Below are 18,534 nucleotides of genomic sequence, written 5' to 3' on the forward strand. Positions count from 1 at the left end.
GGACAAGTTTTAACGAAACATTCCAAGAAGAAACAACACGTTCATGCCTGATTACCCCCTTAATAAAGGTGGTTATCCGTCAATAAATTGTGTACCCGTTGCGCTTTTATGTCGGTTGGGAGATTGCATGAAAGACATTCAGGAACAGAATCTGCTGTTTCGCTACCTGGGTTCGACAAGTCCCTTTTGGCGTTTAACCGCCGACAGTAACGCACTGCACTTTGCTCCAGACGAAAACGCCGATGTCAGTCAGGTTGTTGCGTTGAGCGACGAACAAGCAGCGCAGATCCGCGAAATGACAGTCATCACGTCCAGCCTCTCGATGCATCTCTCTTTATTCGGCGAGGATGTTGCCGTTCACCTTGTTGGCAGAAAAATATCCCGCAAAGCCTGGGCTGGCAGCGCGTCAGCCTGGCACGATACAAAGTCAGTAGCCCGCGATCTGGTACAAGGTCTCTCTTTCGCAGAACAAGTTGTTTCCGAAGCGAACTCAGTAATAGTGATCCTCGATAAGCACGGCAATATTCAGCGTTTTAACCGGCTGAGCGAAGAATACACTGGCATGAAAGAGCAAGAGGTTATTGGACAAAACGTCTTTAAATTGTTTATGAGTCGTAGCGAAGCGGTGGCTTCAAAGCGCAACATCAGCGGTTTTTTTCGCAACGGTACACCCTATGAAGTTGAACGCTGGATTAAAACCCGTAAAGGCCAGCGGTTATTTCTGTTTCGCAATAAATTTGTTCACAGCGGCAGCGGTAAAAATGAAATTTTCCTCATTTGCTCCGGTACGGATATTACCGAAGAGCGTCGCGCTCAGGAACGATTACGCATTCTCGCCAACACCGATACAGTGACCGGTTTACCCAATCGCAACGCCATTCATGAGTTAATTAGCGATGCGATAAGCGCACGTGGGGAGATGCAGGTCGGTGTGGTCTATCTTGATCTTGATAACTTTAAAAAAGTGAATGATGCCTACGGTCATATGTTTGGCGATCAACTTTTGCAGGCGGTCGCACTGGCCATATTGAGTTGTCTGGACGAAGGACAGGTGCTTGCCAGGCTCGGCGGCGATGAGTTTATCGTACTGGCAACAGACACCTCACAGAGCCTGCTGGAAGCGATGGCATCACGCATTCTGACTCGTTTACTCCAACCTTTCCGTATCGGCCTTATTGAAGTTTACACCGGTTGTTCGCTGGGCATTTCGCTCGCCCCTCAGCACGGTAATGACCGGGAAAGTATTATCCGTAGCGCCGACACGGCAATGTATACCGCTAAAGAGAGTGGACGCGGTAAATTTTGCGTCTTCTCGCCGGAAATGAACCAACGCGTATTTGAATACTTATGGCTCGATACTAATCTGCGTAAGGCACTGGAAAATGAGCAACTGGTGATCCACTACCAGCCGAAGATCACCTGGCGCGGCGAAGTGCGTAGCCTTGAAGCGCTGGTACGCTGGCAATCGCCGGAGCGTGGTCTGATCCCGCCGCTGGACTTTATCTCTTATGCTGAAGAGTCTGGCTTGATTGTGCCTCTGGGGCGCTGGGTAATGCTGGATGTGGTGCGTCAAGTGGCGAAATGGCGCGACAAAGGCATATTTGTGCGCGTCGCGGTGAACGTCTCTGCGCGCCAACTGGCGGATCAAACGATTTTCAGCGATCTGAAACAAGCGCTGCTGGATCTTAAATTTGAATATTGCCCAATCGATGTAGAGCTGACCGAGAGCTGTTTGATTGAAAACGAGGAGCTGGCTTTATCGGTTATTCAGCAGTTCAGTGCCCTGGGCGCGCAGGTGCATCTTGATGACTTTGGCACAGGTTACTCTTCCCTTTCACAACTGGCGCGCTTCCCGCTTGATGCCATCAAACTCGATCAAGCTTTTGTGCGCGAAGTGCATAAGCAGCCGATCTCTCAATCCCTGGTGCGGGCGATTGTCGCTGTTGCACAAGCACTTAATTTGCAAGTGATTGCTGAAGGTGTGGAGAATGCAAAAGAAGACGCCTTTCTTACAAAGAATGGCGTCAATGAACGGCAAGGCTTTTTGTTTGCTAAACCCATGCCCGCTGCCGTATTCGAGCGGTGGTTTAGGCGTTATCAGGCACGTAAATCGCGTTAGCTTGCTTTAAGCGCCACCGCAGCGTGGCGATCTTGTAACAGGACTAAACGTTCCATATAAGCAATATCTTTCGGTTGCAGACAGAAGGCCGAGTCCACCCAGTCTTCGGTAATATCCATCAGTTCACTGCGTGGTAACTGCAAAACGCGCTGTCGTGCACGCAGCATTGCCCGCACGCCGTTCAACCGGGGTTGCAGAGTATCGATAAAGGTACGTGTCGCGAGAAATCCCTGCCCGGACTCGAAGGAGACATCCACCAGCCCTTGCGATTCATACCACTCTGCGGCATGCGACTCCCCTTTGTAGATCAACTCTTCTGCCAGTTTCATTCCCGAACGGCGCGCCACCAATGAGTATGCGCCCATGCCGGGAAAAAGATTGAAGGCAATTTCCGGGAAGCCGAGCCGCGCGTCGCGCTGCGCCAGCACGAAATGGTGCGCCAGCGCGGCTTCAAAACCGCCACCCAGTGCACTGCCTTCGACCATCGCCAGCGAGATGGCTCCCGTGTCAAACCCTCTTGACGCGGCGTGAACGCAATCCACGCAGGCGCGAGCATAGGCGCGCAAGGCTTCGCGTCGTCCATTTTTGATACAATCAACGAAAAAATGCAGATCGCCGCCGGTGTTGAACATACCGGGGACTAACGATCCTGTTACCCAAAAATCAACGGCAAATCCCGCTTGTCGGACAAGCCAGGAAACATTCATGATCTCCTCAATTAACGCATGGTTGAAACAAGGTCTTGGCCTTGCGCGCAGCATCATCCACACGGTTCGGCGCTCCTCTTCGTAATAGCCAGAAAGCTGCGTAAAGCGTGCATCGTCAGTAAACAGTTTGCAGGTGGTCTGGTTGATAATCGTCATTGCTTTATCCTCCGGTAATAAAAGCGCATTGCGCGCACTGCAAGACTAATCCACCGCCAGCGCCAGCTCTTTGTTGCGTAATGAATATATAATTGGCGCTTATAAGTTTTTGAGATTTCCTTTTTTTCCTTCTCTTTTTAAACTGTTTTCTGCATCATTGAATTCATTCGTTTTTCGACATAAAGGTGAAGGTATGGCAGACATCGACGTGAAACACCTTGCCGGCCGGATAGATACCGTTCTGGATATTCTGGTTGCGGGGGATTACCAATCCGCCATCCGTAACCTGGAAATTTTGAAGGCGGAATTATTGGATCTCGATAACAACGATAAAGCGGCCTCTTCTGGTTCGCCGAAAACGCCCTGGGAAATTTAAATGCACTTATTTTCTCCAGTACGTGCAGCCGGGAATGCGACGCGCGTGCTGGCGATTCCCGTTCTCCAAACCATTATTAGAAGTTTGTGGCTATGAATTCCCGACAACAACTTATTTTGCAGACGGTCATCGACAAGGGCCAAATGAGCGTTACAGATCTCGCACGTATGACTGGGGTGTCTGAAGTTACGATTCGTCAGGATCTGAATACGCTCGAAAAACAAAGCTATTTGCGCCGTACACATGGTTTTGCTGTCCCGCTGGACAGCGATGATGTTGAGACACGCATGATGAACAACTACACCGTGAAGCGTGATTTGGCTGATTTTGCAGCATCGCTGGTAAGTTCTGGTGAAACCATATTTATTGAAAATGGCAGCAGTAACGCCCTTCTCGCCCGTAAACTGGGCGAACAGCGTGATATCACCATTATTACCGTGAGCAGCTATATAGCCCATCTGCTCAAAGAGGCGTTGTGTGAAGTGATCCTGCTTGGCGGCATTTATCAGAAAAAGAGTGAAAGTATGGTCGGTCCACTGACTCGTCAGTACATTCAGCAGGTACATTTCAGCAAAGCGTTTATCGGGATCGATGGCTGGCAACCGGAAACGGGATTTACCGGGCGCGATATGATGCGTACCGACGTGGTCAATGCCGTACTGGAAAAGGGCAGCGAAGCGATTGTGCTCACCGACAGCTCTAAGTTTGGCGTGGTCCATCCTTATACACTTGGCCCGGATGAACGCTTTCAGCGAGTGATTACCGATTCAGCCCTTAAGCCGGAAGCGCACCTTCAACTGCAACAAAAAGGCCTGATTGTCGATATCGTTAATACTGGCGGGTTTCGCTGATCCTATTAGCCCGCTATTGCGGGCTATCTTCCTCATATCTGAGATTATTCTGACGCTTCGATTAAGACTATTTACCTGTCTTGTTATCGGCCTGTGCGTAAAATTATTATTAGCGATATAACAGGAAGTGACTATCACTGACGTGATTGAATTACACCTGCGCAGCAAGGTTTCACGGGAAATCTTTAGGTCTGCTCACAGGCACTATACTTAAAGAGAACATTCTTCCGTGAATCGATTATTCAGGAGAAAGTATGATGATGTTAACAAGCAAAAAAATGGCCGCAGCAGTACTGGCAGTTACCCTGGCAATGTCTCTGAGCGCTTGTGGTCACTGGTCTAAACGCGATCGTAATACCGCAATCGGTGCGGGTGCGGGTGCGCTTGGTGGTGCTGTACTGACCGATGGCAGCACGCTCGGTACTCTGGGCGGTGCAGCGGTCGGTGGTATCATCGGTCACCAGGTTGGTAAGTAATTGGTCATTTGAACGGCGACAATAAAAAATAAATATACTTTCTTTTTCAGGTCTACGTTTCACAGTGTAAATAATAAGGCCGCGGTAATTACCGCGGCCTTTCTGTTTTAGGCTTAAACACTCATGAATTATTTCAGGCTTAACCACCCGCTAATTTCACTTTCATCCCTTTTGCTTCCAGTAATGATTTCAGTAAATCACGTTTATCACCCTGGATCTCAATGACGCCATCTTTCACCGAACCACCGCAGCCACACTTTTTTTTCAATTCTGCAGCCAGTTTAGTCAGCGCGTCATCATCTTCATCAATGCCTGTTATCAGGCATACACCTTTGCCTTTGCGGCCACTGGTCTGGCGCTGGATGCGTACAACACCATCACCTTTCGGGCGGGTATGTTGCTCTTTGGGTTCGTCAATGCGCCCGGTTTCGGTTGAGTAAACCAGACGGCTGTTATCGTCGTTCATTATTCCCCCATACCTAACGATGCATTAATCGCTTTCAGGGTTTTCGCCGGGTCGGCCGACTGCGTAACCGGACGCCCAATCACCATATAATCTACACCTGCAGCGAGCGCCTGCTCCGGCGTCATAATGCGGCGCTGATCGCCTGGTTCGCTGCCGGCGGGACGGATCCCCGGGGTAACCAGTTTAAACCCTTTGCCTAATGCGTTTTTAAAACGTTCAGCTTCCTGCGCCGAGCAAACAACACCATCAAGACCACATTGTTGCGTAAGGCGGGCCAGCCGCTCCGCATGCTCAGCTGGAGTTGCGTTAATGCCAAGATCGCGCAGATCGCTCGCTTCCATACTGGTCAATACGGTGACCGCAATCAGTAACGGTGCATCGTTGCCAAATGCGAGCAGCGCTTCTTTTGCCGCTGTCATCATCCGCGCGCCGCCAGAAGCATGGACATTCACCATCCAGACGCCTAAATCCGCTGCCGCTTTAATGGCATGCGCTGTGGTGTTGGGAATGTCGTGGAATTTTAAATCGAGGAAGATATCGAAGCCACGCTGTTGCAAATCGTGCACCAGTTGCGGCCCGAATAAAGTGAACATCTCTTTGCCAACTTTCAGGCGGCAATCACGGGGATCGATACGGTCAACAAACGCCATGGCTGCGTCGCGGTTATCGTAATCAAGTGCTACTACAATCGGGGAAGCAGTAACAGTGCGGGAAGTCGATAAAACAGTAGACGTCATGATCAGACCTTCTGAAATGAGGGCACCCGCTCAGGCGCGAAAAGAATAAACGGCGAGCATTCTACCCGCGAGCGCATGGAAATAACAGGTTCGATTTTTTGCTGCTAAGCACAGACCAGCGCAGATGTTGCATAGTCAGAAAAAAAACCAATAGTATGTTGTAACTAATAAAGGTGTTTTTAAAAATTACTGACCATCAAGGCCGCGAATTGGTTTAACGGTCGACCACGCTCGGCATGACGGGCAATGCCAGTACATGGTAAACGCAGTGAAACCACATTTGTGGCAACGATAGCGCGGTTTACTGCGCACCTGCTCACCTACCATTTCACGCAGCACCATCAGACTCTCTTTGGCGCGCCCCTCTTCGGCTTCGTTCAGGTGGTAGTCCATCAGCTTATGAAAAACGCGCATGGTGGGATGCCGCTGCAGTTGTCGCGTAACATAGCTCTGCGCCGCGTCAGGCCCATCGCGGTGCTCCATAATGTCTGCCAACATCAATTCAGCAGTCGCACCGGTGTTTTCTTCCACGCAGCGCTGCAAAAATGCTGCCCATTCGTCATTCTTACCTAATTGCTGATAGCAGATTTGCAGCATTTCCAGCGTTTCGCTGACGAGCTCTTTATCCTGATCAATAACGCGTAACAGGCTTTCTACCGCTTTTGCATAATCGCCATCGGCCATAAAAACACGGCCCATCATTATAGAGACGCGAGGGCTGTCGCGATCGGCTGCTGCGCCTTTTTTCAGCAAGGCCATGGCCCGATCCATCTCTTCATTACCCATTTGCTGCAGCGCCAGCTCGCAGTAAAAATGCGCGATTTCGCCCCGCTGCTTATCTTTACCGAGTTTCACCAGCCGTTCAGCAACATCAATGGCTTTTTGCCACTCGCTAGTTGCCTGATAAATTTGCAGCAATTGCTGGAGTGCTCCGACTCGAAAATCGGTCTCATCCACCAATTGATTAAACATATCTTCCGCGCGATCGTACATCCCGGCAGCCATATAATCACGCCCCAATTGCTGAACGGCCAGCAGGCGCTGATCATAAGAAAGTGAGGCGCTTTCCATTAATGTTTGATGGATACGAATCGCGCGGTCAACCTCGCCGCGAGAGCGGAAAAGGTTGCCAAGAGTGAGGTGTGCTTCAACGGTACCGGTGTCCTCTTTCAACATATCGAGGAACAGATCAACCGCTTTATCTTGCTGATTACTCAGTAAAAGGTTAACCCCGGCGACGTATTCACGTGACAGCCGGTTAGCCTCATCCTGTTTTGTCTGTTGAGCATTTCTGCGCCCCATATACCAGCCGTAGGCAGCCGCGACAGGTAACAACAGAAACAACAACTCCAGCATAAAATATTATTCCTTCACTGCCGTTGAACCGGTTGCGACCGTAACATTTGTGGCAGGAGTAAGCTGGTGCTCAAGACGTTTGATTTTACGTTCGGCGCGCGCCAGAGAAACGCGAACGCGTAGCCAGAAAAGGCCACAAATCAGCCAGCCAATAATAAAACCAGCAGCAAACAGCACGGCCAGCAGCGTGGAGATTCTGTATTCACCCTGTGCGAGCAAATAGTTGAACGTGACTTGCTGATCGTTTTGCGCGCCAAGGGTAATCGACACAACAAATACCGCTAACACCAGTAAGAAAATGAGTAAATATTTCACATTACGTCCCGTTATGTGCTGCCGAGCGATGAATTTATATGCAACGACTGCATTCAGCCCTATAAACTACCATTTTAGCGCCCGGCGCGAAATGGAAATGCATGATGTTAAATTCTGATTTGCGGGCAAAGCAGCGGAAATCAACCCTCTTGATCGCGTGCAATGATTTCCGGTACTTCCTCCGCCGGCGGCGTAAGCGGGCCACAAATGCGCTGGGCAAGCCAAGTTGCCAGCGACACAAGCAACCAGGATATCAACGTTGCAACCACTAAATCACGCGGCCAGTGCATGCCTAACAGCAGCCGGCTACCCATAACGCCTGTCGCCCACACGAGCAGCACAGCAATCGTCCATGTTCGTCTGCGTGGCCAAAGGAGCCCCACGCCTAATAATGCCCAACTTGCGGCAAACATGGTGTGTCCGGAGGGAAAAGCGAAACCTGTCTCTTTTTGCCAGTGTTTACGTAAAAACCCAGGAATATCATGCTGGCTGGAGAGTTGTTTTTTCACTAACTCTCCCCGATCCTTACGTTTCAACGTGTAGAACTGTTCGGCCTGAACATCGTGCGTTTTTTCCAGCCAAAGGACGAAAGGTCGCGGCTCCTGAACACGTTCTTTGACAAAGGATTTAACCCCCTGTCCTGCCAGAATCGCGCAGCCAAGAATAACGAACAGCATCACCGCAGCTTTGAGGCGAAAACGCAGGCACCAGAGAAACCATGCACACAACACAACATGCGTAATAATTCCCCACGGTTGGGTAACGGTTTCTGTTAACCAATATAAAAAACGCAGCCACCAGCGGGTTTGCCCCGGCTCCCAGCTCCAGCCGGAAATCCACATTATCATCGGCATTATCAATAATATCGCCGCGCCCGCCGTTGTCCGCTTTGCAATGGAAAACATCTTTTCTCCTTCTGATCTCGCGAACCAATATAACTGAAAAATAACATTTCCGCTGAAACCGACGCATTTGTGCGTTTAAGCAGCAATGCGTGGGTCACCAGTAGGCGATGCTTAATGCATTGTGGCAAAATGAGGTTATACAGAAGGCCAACAGGCTAAAGGTGCGTAGTGCACCACTAAAAATCCGGAGATTCACATGCAACTGAAACGCGTGGCAGAAGCCAAACTGCCAACCCCATGGGGCGACTTCCTGATGGTGGGTTTTGAAGAACTGGCAACCGGGCAGGATCATGTAGCCCTTGTTTTCGGTGATATTTCCGGGCAACAGCCCGTACTCGCTCGCGTTCACTCCGAGTGTCTGACCGGTGATGCATTATTTAGTCTACGCTGTGATTGCGGTTTCCAACTTGAAGCGGCGCTTAATCATATTGCTGAAGAAGGCCGTGGTGTACTGCTTTATCATCGCCAGGAAGGCCGTAACATCGGTTTGCTGAATAAAATTCGCGCGTATGCGCTGCAGGATCAGGGCTATGACACCGTGGAAGCAAACCATCAATTGGGTTTTGCTGCTGATGAACGAGACTTCACGCTTTGCGCGGATATGTTTAAATTGCTGACGGTGGACGAAGTTCGTCTGCTGACTAATAATCCGAAAAAAGTTGAGATTCTTACCGAGGCGGGAATCAACATTGTAGAGCGCGTACCGCTGATTGTCGGGCGTAACCCGAAAAATGCGCACTATTTGGATACAAAAGCTGAAAAAATGGGGCACCTGCTGAAGTAAGCGCCCCATCTGCTATGAAACAGGCCTGCAAATGCAGGCCTTTGTTTTTAATTCAACATATTACGGATCACGTAATGCAGAATGCCATCATTGCGGTAATAGGTCAGCTCAGTCGCCGTATCAATGCGACAGCGGCACGCCAGCGTCTCCGGTTTGCCATCGGCTCGGGTTAATGTCACGGCTAACGTTCCACCCGGCGTGATGTTTTGCAGATCGACAACGTCCAGCTTTTCCTCCCCCGTCAATGCCAGCGTTTTTCGCGTCACGCCTTGAGGAAACTCAAGCGGCAGGATCCCCATACCAATTAGGTTAGACCGGTGAATACGCTCGAAGGATTCCGCAATCACCACGCGCACGCCCAGCAAGCGTGGCCCTTTCGCCGCCCAATCGCGGCTGGAGCCAGAACCGTACTCTTTGCCAGCAATCACTGCCAGCGGCGTACCCGCTTGCTGGTAGCGAACAGCAGCATCATAAATAGAAACCACTTCACTCCCCGGGAGATGACGTGTCATGCCACCTTCCACACCCGGCACCATTTCGTTGCGAATACGGATGTTGGCAAATGTCCCACGCATCATCACTTCATGGTTGCCACGTCGCGAGCCGTAGGAGTTAAAATCACGGCGCTCAACGCCATGACTTTGCAGATAACGGCCAGCCGGGCTGTCTGCTTTGATGCTACCTGCGGGCGAAATATGGTCAGTCGTGACCGAATCCCCCAGCATCGCCAGGATCCGCGCGCCATGAATATCTTCCACTGGTTTCGGCTGCGCCTGCATATCTTCAAAGAATGGCGATAACCGAATGTAAGTCGAATCATTCTGCCAGCCATAAGTATCGGAGCGTTCAACCTCAATCGCCTTCCACTCCGGCGTGCCTTCAAACACCTCGGCATACTCCTTGCGGAACATCTCGGTGGAGACTTGCTCAACCGCACGGGCGATCTCACTGCTTGTTGGCCAGATATCTTTTAAGTAGACCGGATCGCCTTTCCGGTCATGACCGAGCGGGTCGGTGGCGAGGTTGATATTCATATTGCCCGCCAGCGCATAAGCCACCACCAGCGGCGGTGATGCGAGCCAGTTCGTTTTTACCAGTGGGTGAATACGCCCTTCGAAATTGCGGTTGCCCGAAAGCACCGCACCGACGGTGAGATCGCCTTCACGGATCGCCTGTTCAATCGGTTCGGGTAACGGCCCGGAGTTGCCGATACAGGTGGTACACCCGTAGCCGACAAGGTTAAAGCCCAGTTCATCCAGATAAGGCGTTAATCGCGCCTGTGCAAGATAGTCAGAAACCACCTTCGAGCCAGGGGCCAGCGATGCTTTCACCCACGGCTGGCGTTTGAGCCCGGCAGTGACCGCTTTTTTAGCCAGCAGACCAGCGGCCATCAACACACTGGGGTTGGAAGTATTCGTGCAAGAGGTGATCGCAGAAATTACCACTGCGCCATCCGGCAATTGATATTTCTGCCCATTCAGCACGTAATCGACCGGTTTGCGATCTTTTTGCGCCGTGTTCAGTTCAAGTTCCGAGCTGGCGGCGAAGGCTTTAGGCACATCGCTCAGTGCGACGCGATCCTGTGGGCGTTTTGGCCCGGCGAGGCTCGCTTCAACGTCGCGCATGTTCAGTTCAAGGGTGCTGGTAAAGACGGGCTCATCGCCCGGGTTACGCCACATACCTTGTGCTTTCGCATAAGCCTCCACCAACGCGACTTGCTCTTCGCTACGACCACTCAGGCGCATATAATCGAGCGTCACGCCATCGATTGGGAAAAAACCGCATGTGGCGCCATATTCCGGGGCCATATTGGCAATGGTGGCACGGTCGGCAAGCGGCAACGAATCAAGGCCATCGCCGTAAAACTCAACAAATTTACCGACAACGCCGTGTTTACGCAGCATTTGCGTGACCGTCAGCACCAGATCGGTTGCCGTGATCCCTTCTCGCAATTTGCCGCTCAGTTTAAAGCCGACGACATCCGGGATCAGCATCGACACCGGTTGCCCCAGCATCGCCGCTTCGGCTTCAATTCCCCCCACGCCCCAGCCCAACACACCGAGGCCATTAATCATAGTGGTGTGAGAATCGGTGCCGACAAGTGTGTCCGGATAGGCAACCCACTCTTTGCCCTGCAATTCGCTCCAGACCGCTTTGCCAAGGTATTCGAGATTCACCTGGTGGCATATTCCTGTCCCCGGCGGTACCACGCTGAAACGGCTAAACGCCTGCTGGCCCCAGCGCAAGAAAACATAACGCTCGTGGTTACGTTCCATTTCAAGGCGAACATTCTCTTCGAAGGCGTCATCGTCACCGAAATGGTCAACGGTAACAGAGTGGTCAATCACCAGATCGACCGGGGAGAGTGGGTTCACTTTGGTGGTATCGCCCCCAAGGCGTTTCACCGCTTCACGCATCGCCGCTAAATCAACGACGGCGGGAACGCCGGTAAAATCCTGCATCAGGACCCTTGCAGGGCGATAGGCGATTTCGCGATCGGCATGCGCACTGTCGAGCCAACCGGCCAGGGCACGGATATCTTCTTCAGTGACGGATTCTTCGTCCTGCCAGCGCAGGAGATTTTCCAGTAAAACTTTTAGCGACTTGGGTAACCGTGAGATATCCCCAAGTTGTTTAGCGGCCAGCGGCAAGCTGTAGTAGTGATAAGTTTTGTTCTCTGCCTGCAACGTGTCCTTACTGGCTTCGCGTAGGGTTGACGACATGTGCTCCTCCTTAATAACAGGGATTGCTTACCCTGATGCTCTTCAGGGTCTGTATTAAAGATAACACAAACATATCGTAACGTTTTGATAACAACCAAAATTGCTACAAAAGGGAAAATCTTTCAGGTGAAGGGAAATAAAAAACCTCGCAGATGCGAGGTTTTTCAATTCATTACCGAAGGGTAGCCCAGACAACCTGTCCCCAGAAAAGGATGGAAACAGAAAAAGCGGCTAACCACGACCAATATTTCATTCCGCAATCATTACTCATAAATTTATTACCAGAAAATCTATTCATTAAAACTGAGTCATTACTCAATTCATTTATGCTGTGTATTAATTAAAGAGTACAAAAGAACACATCAATGAATAGCAGGGATAATTTTCCACATTTATTCTGATGATATATTTATTGTTTTTTGATGTCGTCTTCAGAGAAGGCGTCAATAAAAGCTTGCTGCTGCGGCGTCAGCTTCCAGGAAGCCGGAATAGAGGTCACAGGTTTCTTTTTCGCTTTAGCTGGTGTGTCATGTAGTTGACATACTTGCTTAACCGGTTCGAATCGACCCGCTATAGCCATTTTAACCCCAGAATTTCCAGATCAATAACGCAACGACTGCCCAAAACACGGCAGAGCCAAGAAATACCGCCAGCCAGGCTTTACGCTTAAGCTCAGGGTCCCTTTGCGGCTCTTCACTTCCTGATGGCATTGCTAACCTCGTACAATCGACATCACTTATCATTTCGGGTACCAACAATCGGTGTAATTAATCATGAGATGAGACAAATCCTAAAAGAACTTTAGACGAAAATCCAGTGAATTTACTCACCATTTCCAAAGAAATATTTAATCTTTTGACCCGAAATAAATTATTGAAGTAATAAATTTGCAGACAGGCAATTTAGTTTCTATTTTTGTCGCTAAATAGTGACAGTGTCGGCGTTAAATTTGTGAGGGCAATCACCCGGAAAGATGATTGTATCAAAGATGATGATAATTCTAATTTGGCTTTAGGAGACATTATGGGTATCTTTTCGAGCGATAAGATACCCTACGGCATTATTTCTGCGGCAACTTAATATCTTTAAACATCGCTTCTATATCTTCATTAGAACGCAATGCCACAGCTGCATCGACCACATCGCGCGTTAAATGTGGCGCGAAGCGCTGAATAAAATCATACATATAGCTACGCAGGAAGGTGCTACGACGGAAACCTATTTTTGTGGTGCTGTGGCTGAAGATTTCATGAGCATCCAATTTAACAAGGTCCGGATCGGAGATCGGATCTACCGCCATGCTGGCAATAACCCCTACTCCCAACCCCAGTCTGACATACGTTTTGATAACGTCTGCATCTGTTGCGGTGAAAACGATTCGTGGCGTCAACCCTGCACGATTAAACGCCGTGTCGAGCTCCGAACGACCGGTGAAGCCAAAGGTGTAAGTCACCAGCGGATATTGCGCCAATTCATCGATACTGACGGACGGCTTAGATGCCAGCGGGTGATCGGGTGTCACCACGATTGAGCGATTCCAGTGGTAACACGGCAACATCACCAGATCATCGTACAAATGCAGCGCTTCAGTGGCGATGGCGAAATCCGCATTGCCTTTAGAAACCGCTTCAGCAATCTGCGTTGGCGATCCCTGATGCATGTGCAATGAAACACGCGGATAGCGTTCAATAAACCCTTTGATCACATTCGGCAATGCATAACGTGCTTGTGTATGTGTGGTAGCAACGTACAGCGAGCCCTTATCCGGCCATGTATGCTCTCCTGCAACCGATTTAATCGCATCAACTTTGGATAAGACTTCACGCGCAATGCGGATGATTTCCTGCCCGGCGGGCGTCACCTGGGTGAGGTGCTTACCGCTGCGGGCGAAGATTTGTATGCCGAGTTCATCTTCCAGCATGCGGACTTGTTTACTGATACCAGGCTGAGAGGTATAGAGCCCCTCCGCCGTGGAAGAGACGTTGAGGTTGTGATTCACCACCTCGACGATATAACGAAGCTGCTGTAGTTTCATAACAAACCATCCGAAGTACGCAAACGGGGTTATCGCTTAATACGATTTGATAATAAAAAAGCGGTTAGCTATAACAACTATATCATTTATAGCTTCCGTGTATAGCAGCGAACAAAGAATAATAACGCGCAAATAAAAAGGGGCCGGAAAACCGGCCCCTGAAGGTATATGGCTGAAAAAACTACTTTTTAGCTTCAGTCCATTTATTGTCGATATAAAACGCTGACCACCCGGTCGCTTTCCCGTCTTTTTCCGAAGCAACATATTGCTGCTTGGTCTTACGGCTAAAACGCACAATGGTTTTATTGCCCTGCGGATCTTCCTGCGGCGCATCTGCAAGATAACGCAGTTTTTCCGGCAGACGGTCACGGAAGCGGTACAGTTCTTCTACCAGCGGTGCACGTGTTTCACGAGATTTCGGGAAGGTATTCGCCGCGAGGAACACCCCGGCTGCGCCATCACGCAGAACAAAATAGGCATCCGATTTCTCACATGGCAGCTCCGGCAACGGCACCGGATCCTCTTTCGGCGGTGCAACTTCGCCGTTACGCAGGATCTTACGTGTGTTTTTACACTCGTCGTTGGTGCAAGCCATGTACTTACCAAAACGTCCCATTTTCAGGTGCATTTCAGAACCGCATTTTTCACACTCAACGATCGGGCCGTCATACCCTTTAATGCGGAATTCACCCTCTTCGATCTCGTAGCCATCACAGGTCGGGTTATTACCACAGACATGCAGTTTACGCTTCGGATCGATCAGGTAGCTGTCCATCGCCGTACCACATTTCTGGCAACGACGTTTGGCGCGCAGCGCGTTGGTTTCCGCGTCTTCGCCTTCCAGCACATTGAGCACTTCGTTTTCCGGCACCAGGTTAATGGTGGTTTTGCAGCGCTCTTTCGGCGGTAACGCATAGCCGGAACAGCCAAGGAAAACCCCGGTACTGGCGGTACGAATACCCATTTTGCGACCACATGTCGGGCAGTCGATACTGGTCAGCACCATCTGATTCGGACGCATACCACCCGCTTCAGGGTCCTGTTCAGCTTGCTCCAGTTGGCGAGAGAAATCGCCAAAGAAGCTGTCCAGCACCTTGCGCCATTCGGCTTCATGGTTCGCCACGCGGTCGAGGCTGTCTTCCATCTGTGCGGTAAAATCGTAGTTCATCAACTCGCGGAAATTCTCTTCCAGACGATCGGTAACGATTTCACCCATTTTTTCCGCGTAAAAACGACGGCTTTCAACACGCACATAACCCCTGTCCTGAATGGTCGAGATGATCGACGCATAAGTAGACGGGCGGCCAATACCGCGTTTTTCCAGCTCTTTTACCAGCGAAGCTTCGCTAAAACGCGCAGGTGGCTTGGTAAAGTGCTGTGCCGGTGTTAACTCTATCAGTGAAAGAACATCGCCCTTATTCACCGCAGGCAACGTACGATCTTCATCGCCTTTACGCAGCGCGGGCATGACTTTTGTCCAGCCGTCGAAACGCAGGATGCGACCACGGGCTTTAAGACGGAAATCGCCCGCGCCCACCGTCAGCGTGGTGGAATCATACTGCGCAGGCGTCATCTGACAGGCGACAAACTGGCGCCAGATCAGCTGATAAAGCTTCTGCGCATCGGATTCCATGTCTTTTAACGATTCAGCTAACACCGCGACATCAGAAGGACGAATGGCTTCGTGCGCTTCCTGAGAATTCTCTTTGCTGGCGTACTGATTAGCGTTTTCCGGCAGGTACTTTTTACCGAAATTATCCGTAATGTAGCTACGCACCATCGATATGGCGTCCTGGCTCAGGTTCGTCGAGTCGGTACGCATATAAGTGATGTAGCCCGCTTCATACAGACGTTGCGCCATCATCATGGTTTTCTTCACGCCAAAACCCAGACGCGTACTGGCGGCCTGTTGCAGCGTAGAGGTAATAAACGGCGCGCCCGGTTTGCTGCTGGTCGGCTTATCTTCCCGCTCCAGCACCGTATAGCGGGCTTTTTCCAGCAGGCTGACCGCCGCCATAGTTTGTTCGCGATTCACCGGGCGGAAGGCTTTATCGCCTTCATGGGTCACTTGCAGCGGCAGCGTATCGCCACCAGGCGTTGCTGTGGAGGCGTCTATTTCCCAGAACTCTTCCGGCACAAACGCTTTAATTTCGCGTTCGCGCTCAACAACCAAACGCACGGCTACGGACTGCACGCGGCCAGCGGAGAGACCGCGGGCAATTTTCTTCCACAGTAGTGGAGACACCATGTAACCCACCACGCGGTCCATAAAACGGCGCGCCTGTTGAGCATTAACACGGTCAATATTCAGTTCGCCCGGCGTTTCGAAGGCCTGACGAATCGCATTCTTGGTAATTTCGTTAAACACTACGCGGCTGTAGCGTTTCTCATCGCCGCCGATCACTTCCCGCAGGTGCCACGCAATGGCTTCCCCTTCGCGGTCAAGGTCGGTTGCGAGATAGATGTGGTCTGCTTTTTCGGCCAGCGATTTCAGCTCGGAAACGACCTTCTCTTTACCAGGCAGCACTTCATAATGTGCATCCCAGTTGTGCCATGGGTCGATCCCCATACGATTGACAAGAGCGCCGCGTTCATCCTTTTTAGGCTTCTTAGCCGTTTTGGCGGAGGCTGAGTCTGCGCTCTTTTTGGGTGCTGAGCCACTGGTCGGCAAATCACGGATATGACCAACGCTGGATTTAACCACATAGTCATTACCCAGATATTTATTGATCGTTTTGGCTTTTGCCGGGGACTCAACGATAACGAGAGCTTTACCCATATTCACCTTTACCTAATTAAATTCTTCCAGAAATTCGTCGCTTGTCGCTTCACTCCCACCGGCGACGAGCATTCAATATTGCGGCGGCGTCAATGGATATCAACCCTTTTTTTAGCAAAGCGCGTAAAACGGAGCGTTCAGGTGACTGAGTTTACAGGCTTTTTCGCGCCAGGGCGGAGTAGGACAACGATATTACGGTCGAATGTCAAGCAAATCTGTTGCCAGATTGACGAAAGCGTCACACTGTACCTGATAAAATTTGTTACGCAACTTTATTAGCATGCAAAAGCGGATCACGCCAGCACAACGACCGGGCAAAGCCCTTGCAAAAACAGGGAAAATTTGCCCCTGAACCGGGCCAGCGGTAAACTGACGAAATTTTTAAGGAGTAGAAAAATGCAAGAGACATCTCAGCCAATCGATCGCCAGTCTCTGCTTGAACTGGCTAACAAACTGATCAGTGAGCATGAAGACACGCTATCCGGTATCGTTGCGACCGGCGTCAGCCAGCGTAACGGCGTACTGGTTTTCAGCGGCGAGTATTTTCTTGATGAGCAAGGCTTACCGACGGCGAAAAGTACAGCGGTATTCAACATGTTCAAATACTTAGCGCATGAACTTTCTGAAAAATATCATCTGATCGACTAAACGAAAACGCGAGGCCTGAGCCTCGCGTTTTTTACATCATCGGTTTTTGCCCGCGCTGCCACCAGCGCATCAATAAATGATCGATGCTCTCCATCGCACTACCCGTAAATCGCTCCATCAGTTTTTTACGCTGCTGATAGCGCACACCAATGACTTCGTGGTCTTCGATAAGCCCCAGCAGCAGATCGTCGCTGGTGCCGATGGCGTCAATCAATCCTTTATCAAGCGCCTGGGAACCATACCAGTGCTCACCCGTCGCCACACTTTCGATGTCCAGTTCAGGCCGCATCTGGTGAACAAAGCCTTTAAACAGATCGTGAGTTTCGTTCAGGCTCTCGCGAAATTTCTGCCGCCCTTCTTCTGTGTTTTCACCGAGCAGTGTCAGAGTTCGTTTGAACTGACCCGCTGTGTGCAGCTCAATGTCGATCTCTTTGCCTTTAAGGAAGCGGTTAAAGTTAGGGATCTGCGCCACCACACCGATAGACCCAATGATCGCAAACGGTGCCGCAACAATTTTATCGGCCACACAGGCCATCATATAGCCGCCGCTGGCAGCCACTTTGTCGACGGCGATGGTCAATGGGATATGCTTGTCACGCAGACGTTGTAACTGAGAAGCGGCAAGACCGTAACCATGCACCACGCCTCCCGGGCTTTCCAGACGCACAACGACTTGATCCTGCGGCGTTGCCACAGCCAGAACCGCTGTTATCTCTTCACGCAATGCGTTTACTTCACCCGCGTCCATGCTGCCTTTAAAATCGAGCACATAGGCCCGCGGTGCGCCTTTTTCTTGCTGTTCGCCGGCCTTCACCTTCGCTTTTGCCGCTTTCGCTTCCAGCTTCAGTTTTTTCTTCTGCGCCTTGTGCCAACGTTTCTGTTGGTGCTCATCCAGCAAGGAGACCGACATCTCCTCTTGCATCTCTTTATATTGTTCACTCAAACGGGTGACTTTCAATTCTCCCCGCTGGCGTTTGCGCTGTGTCAAATTAACAATCAGCACGGCCACAACGGCAATCGCCACGACAACAGTCGCGATTTTGGCCAGAAACAGGCCATACTCAGACAGTAATTCCATGCATACCACCTTGATTACACCAC

19 protein-coding genes are annotated in these 18,534 nt (G+C 50.6%); 6 read left to right on the top strand and 13 right to left on the bottom strand.

The features are described 5' to 3' along the window. Positions 1-127 precede the first annotated feature (127 nt). On the top strand, positions 128-2,119 hold the full coding sequence (gene pdeR, locus ACFX4O_RS07925; protein ID WP_380207980.1) for a cyclic di-GMP phosphodiesterase: 1,992 nt from the start codon (positions 128-130) through the stop codon (positions 2,117-2,119). Here the strand turns inward: pdeR and ACFX4O_RS07930 are convergent. Beyond that, positions 2,116-2,982, bottom strand: coding sequence for a crotonase/enoyl-CoA hydratase family protein (locus ACFX4O_RS07930; RefSeq protein ID WP_380207981.1), 867 nt, complete (start codon positions 2,980-2,982; stop codon positions 2,116-2,118). The genes pdeR and ACFX4O_RS07930 overlap by 4 nt on opposite strands. Before the next feature lie 193 nt (positions 2,983-3,175). Here ACFX4O_RS07930 and ACFX4O_RS07935 point away from each other — a divergent pair, with 193 nt between their 5' ends. From ACFX4O_RS07935 to osmB, 3 genes are all read left to right on the top strand, one after another. Beyond that, positions 3,176-3,358 (top strand): hypothetical protein, encoded by a 183-nt coding sequence (locus tag ACFX4O_RS07935; RefSeq protein ID WP_380207982.1) that lies wholly within the window; start codon positions 3,176-3,178, stop codon positions 3,356-3,358. Positions 3,359-3,450: 92 nt separating this feature from the next. After that, positions 3,451-4,209 (top strand): DNA-binding transcriptional regulator YciT, encoded by a 759-nt coding sequence (locus ACFX4O_RS07940; protein WP_017457197.1) that lies wholly within the window; start codon positions 3,451-3,453, stop codon positions 4,207-4,209. Between the two features lie 257 nt (positions 4,210-4,466). Beyond that, positions 4,467-4,685 carry an osmotically-inducible lipoprotein OsmB gene (gene osmB / locus ACFX4O_RS07945; RefSeq protein ID WP_025263597.1) on the top strand — a complete coding sequence of 73 codons (219 nt, stop codon included), beginning with the start codon at positions 4,467-4,469 and terminating at the stop codon, positions 4,683-4,685. Positions 4,686-4,824: 139 nt separating this feature from the next. On the opposite strand, the gene yciH is transcribed toward osmB, so the two are convergent. The 5 genes from yciH to pgpB form a co-directional block, all read right to left on the bottom strand. Further along, on the bottom strand, positions 4,825-5,151 hold the full coding sequence (yciH, locus tag ACFX4O_RS07950; RefSeq protein WP_380207983.1) for a stress response translation initiation inhibitor YciH: 327 nt from the start codon (positions 5,149-5,151) through the stop codon (positions 4,825-4,827). Continuing rightward, the gene (pyrF, locus tag ACFX4O_RS07955) at positions 5,151-5,888 is read right to left on the bottom strand and encodes an orotidine-5'-phosphate decarboxylase (RefSeq protein WP_380207984.1); all 738 of its coding nucleotides are present in this window, start codon (positions 5,886-5,888) and stop codon (positions 5,151-5,153) included. The genes yciH and pyrF overlap by 1 nt, the downstream gene beginning before the upstream one ends. A gap of 186 nt (positions 5,889-6,074) precedes the next feature. Further along, positions 6,075-7,244, bottom strand: coding sequence for a lipopolysaccharide assembly protein LapB (lapB, locus tag ACFX4O_RS07960; RefSeq protein ID WP_380207985.1), 1,170 nt, complete (start codon positions 7,242-7,244; stop codon positions 6,075-6,077). Positions 7,245-7,250: 6 nt separating this feature from the next. Next, positions 7,251-7,559, bottom strand: coding sequence for a LapA family protein (locus ACFX4O_RS07965; RefSeq protein ID WP_131413354.1), 309 nt, complete (start codon positions 7,557-7,559; stop codon positions 7,251-7,253). Positions 7,560-7,699: 140 nt separating this feature from the next. Continuing rightward, complete coding sequence (pgpB, locus tag ACFX4O_RS07970) at positions 7,700-8,464, bottom strand: phosphatidylglycerophosphatase B (protein WP_131413352.1); 765 nt, start codon at positions 8,462-8,464, stop codon at positions 7,700-7,702. Between the two features lie 196 nt (positions 8,465-8,660). Between pgpB and ribA the strand changes: the two genes are divergently transcribed. Continuing rightward, a complete protein-coding gene (ribA, locus tag ACFX4O_RS07975) occupies positions 8,661-9,248 on the top strand; it encodes a GTP cyclohydrolase II (protein WP_131413350.1) in 588 nt (195 codons plus the stop codon). Between the two features lie 47 nt (positions 9,249-9,295). Here ribA and acnA read toward each other — a convergent pair whose 3' ends face one another. From acnA to topA, 6 genes are all read right to left on the bottom strand, one after another. Next, entirely contained in the window at positions 9,296-11,971 is a 2,676-nt protein-coding gene (acnA, locus tag ACFX4O_RS07980) for an aconitate hydratase AcnA (RefSeq protein WP_380207986.1), read from the bottom strand. A 172-nt stretch (positions 11,972-12,143) separates the two neighbouring features. Then, positions 12,144-12,242, bottom strand: coding sequence for a small membrane protein YmiC (gene ymiC, locus ACFX4O_RS07985; RefSeq protein WP_235855277.1), 99 nt, complete (start codon positions 12,240-12,242; stop codon positions 12,144-12,146). Positions 12,243-12,380: 138 nt separating this feature from the next. Then, on the bottom strand, positions 12,381-12,551 hold the full coding sequence (locus ACFX4O_RS07990) for a hypothetical protein (RefSeq protein WP_016495872.1): 171 nt from the start codon (positions 12,549-12,551) through the stop codon (positions 12,381-12,383). A 1-nt stretch (position 12,552) separates the two neighbouring features. Continuing rightward, positions 12,553-12,714, bottom strand: a complete 162-nt coding sequence (locus ACFX4O_RS07995) for a YmiA family putative membrane protein (protein WP_082071763.1) — start codon at positions 12,712-12,714, stop codon at positions 12,553-12,555. A gap of 317 nt (positions 12,715-13,031) precedes the next feature. Next, entirely contained in the window at positions 13,032-14,006 is a 975-nt protein-coding gene (cysB, locus tag ACFX4O_RS08000) for an HTH-type transcriptional regulator CysB (RefSeq protein ID WP_131413346.1), read from the bottom strand. Between the two features lie 181 nt (positions 14,007-14,187). Continuing rightward, positions 14,188-16,785, bottom strand: a complete 2,598-nt coding sequence (topA, locus tag ACFX4O_RS08005) for a type I DNA topoisomerase (protein WP_131413344.1) — start codon at positions 16,783-16,785, stop codon at positions 14,188-14,190. Positions 16,786-17,181: 396 nt separating this feature from the next. Here topA and ACFX4O_RS08010 point away from each other — a divergent pair, with 396 nt between their 5' ends. Then, complete coding sequence (locus ACFX4O_RS08010; protein WP_131413342.1) at positions 17,182-17,433, top strand: YciN family protein; 252 nt, start codon at positions 17,182-17,184, stop codon at positions 17,431-17,433. A gap of 31 nt (positions 17,434-17,464) precedes the next feature. Here ACFX4O_RS08010 and sohB read toward each other — a convergent pair whose 3' ends face one another. Then, positions 17,465-18,511 carry a protease SohB gene (gene sohB / locus ACFX4O_RS08015; RefSeq protein WP_131413340.1) on the bottom strand — a complete coding sequence of 349 codons (1,047 nt, stop codon included), beginning with the start codon at positions 18,509-18,511 and terminating at the stop codon, positions 17,465-17,467. Positions 18,512-18,534: the final 23 nt, after the last annotated feature.

This window comes from Kosakonia sp. YIM B13571 (assembly GCF_042788095.1).
GTDB classification, from domain to species: domain Bacteria; phylum Pseudomonadota; class Gammaproteobacteria; order Enterobacterales; family Enterobacteriaceae; genus Kosakonia; species Kosakonia quasisacchari.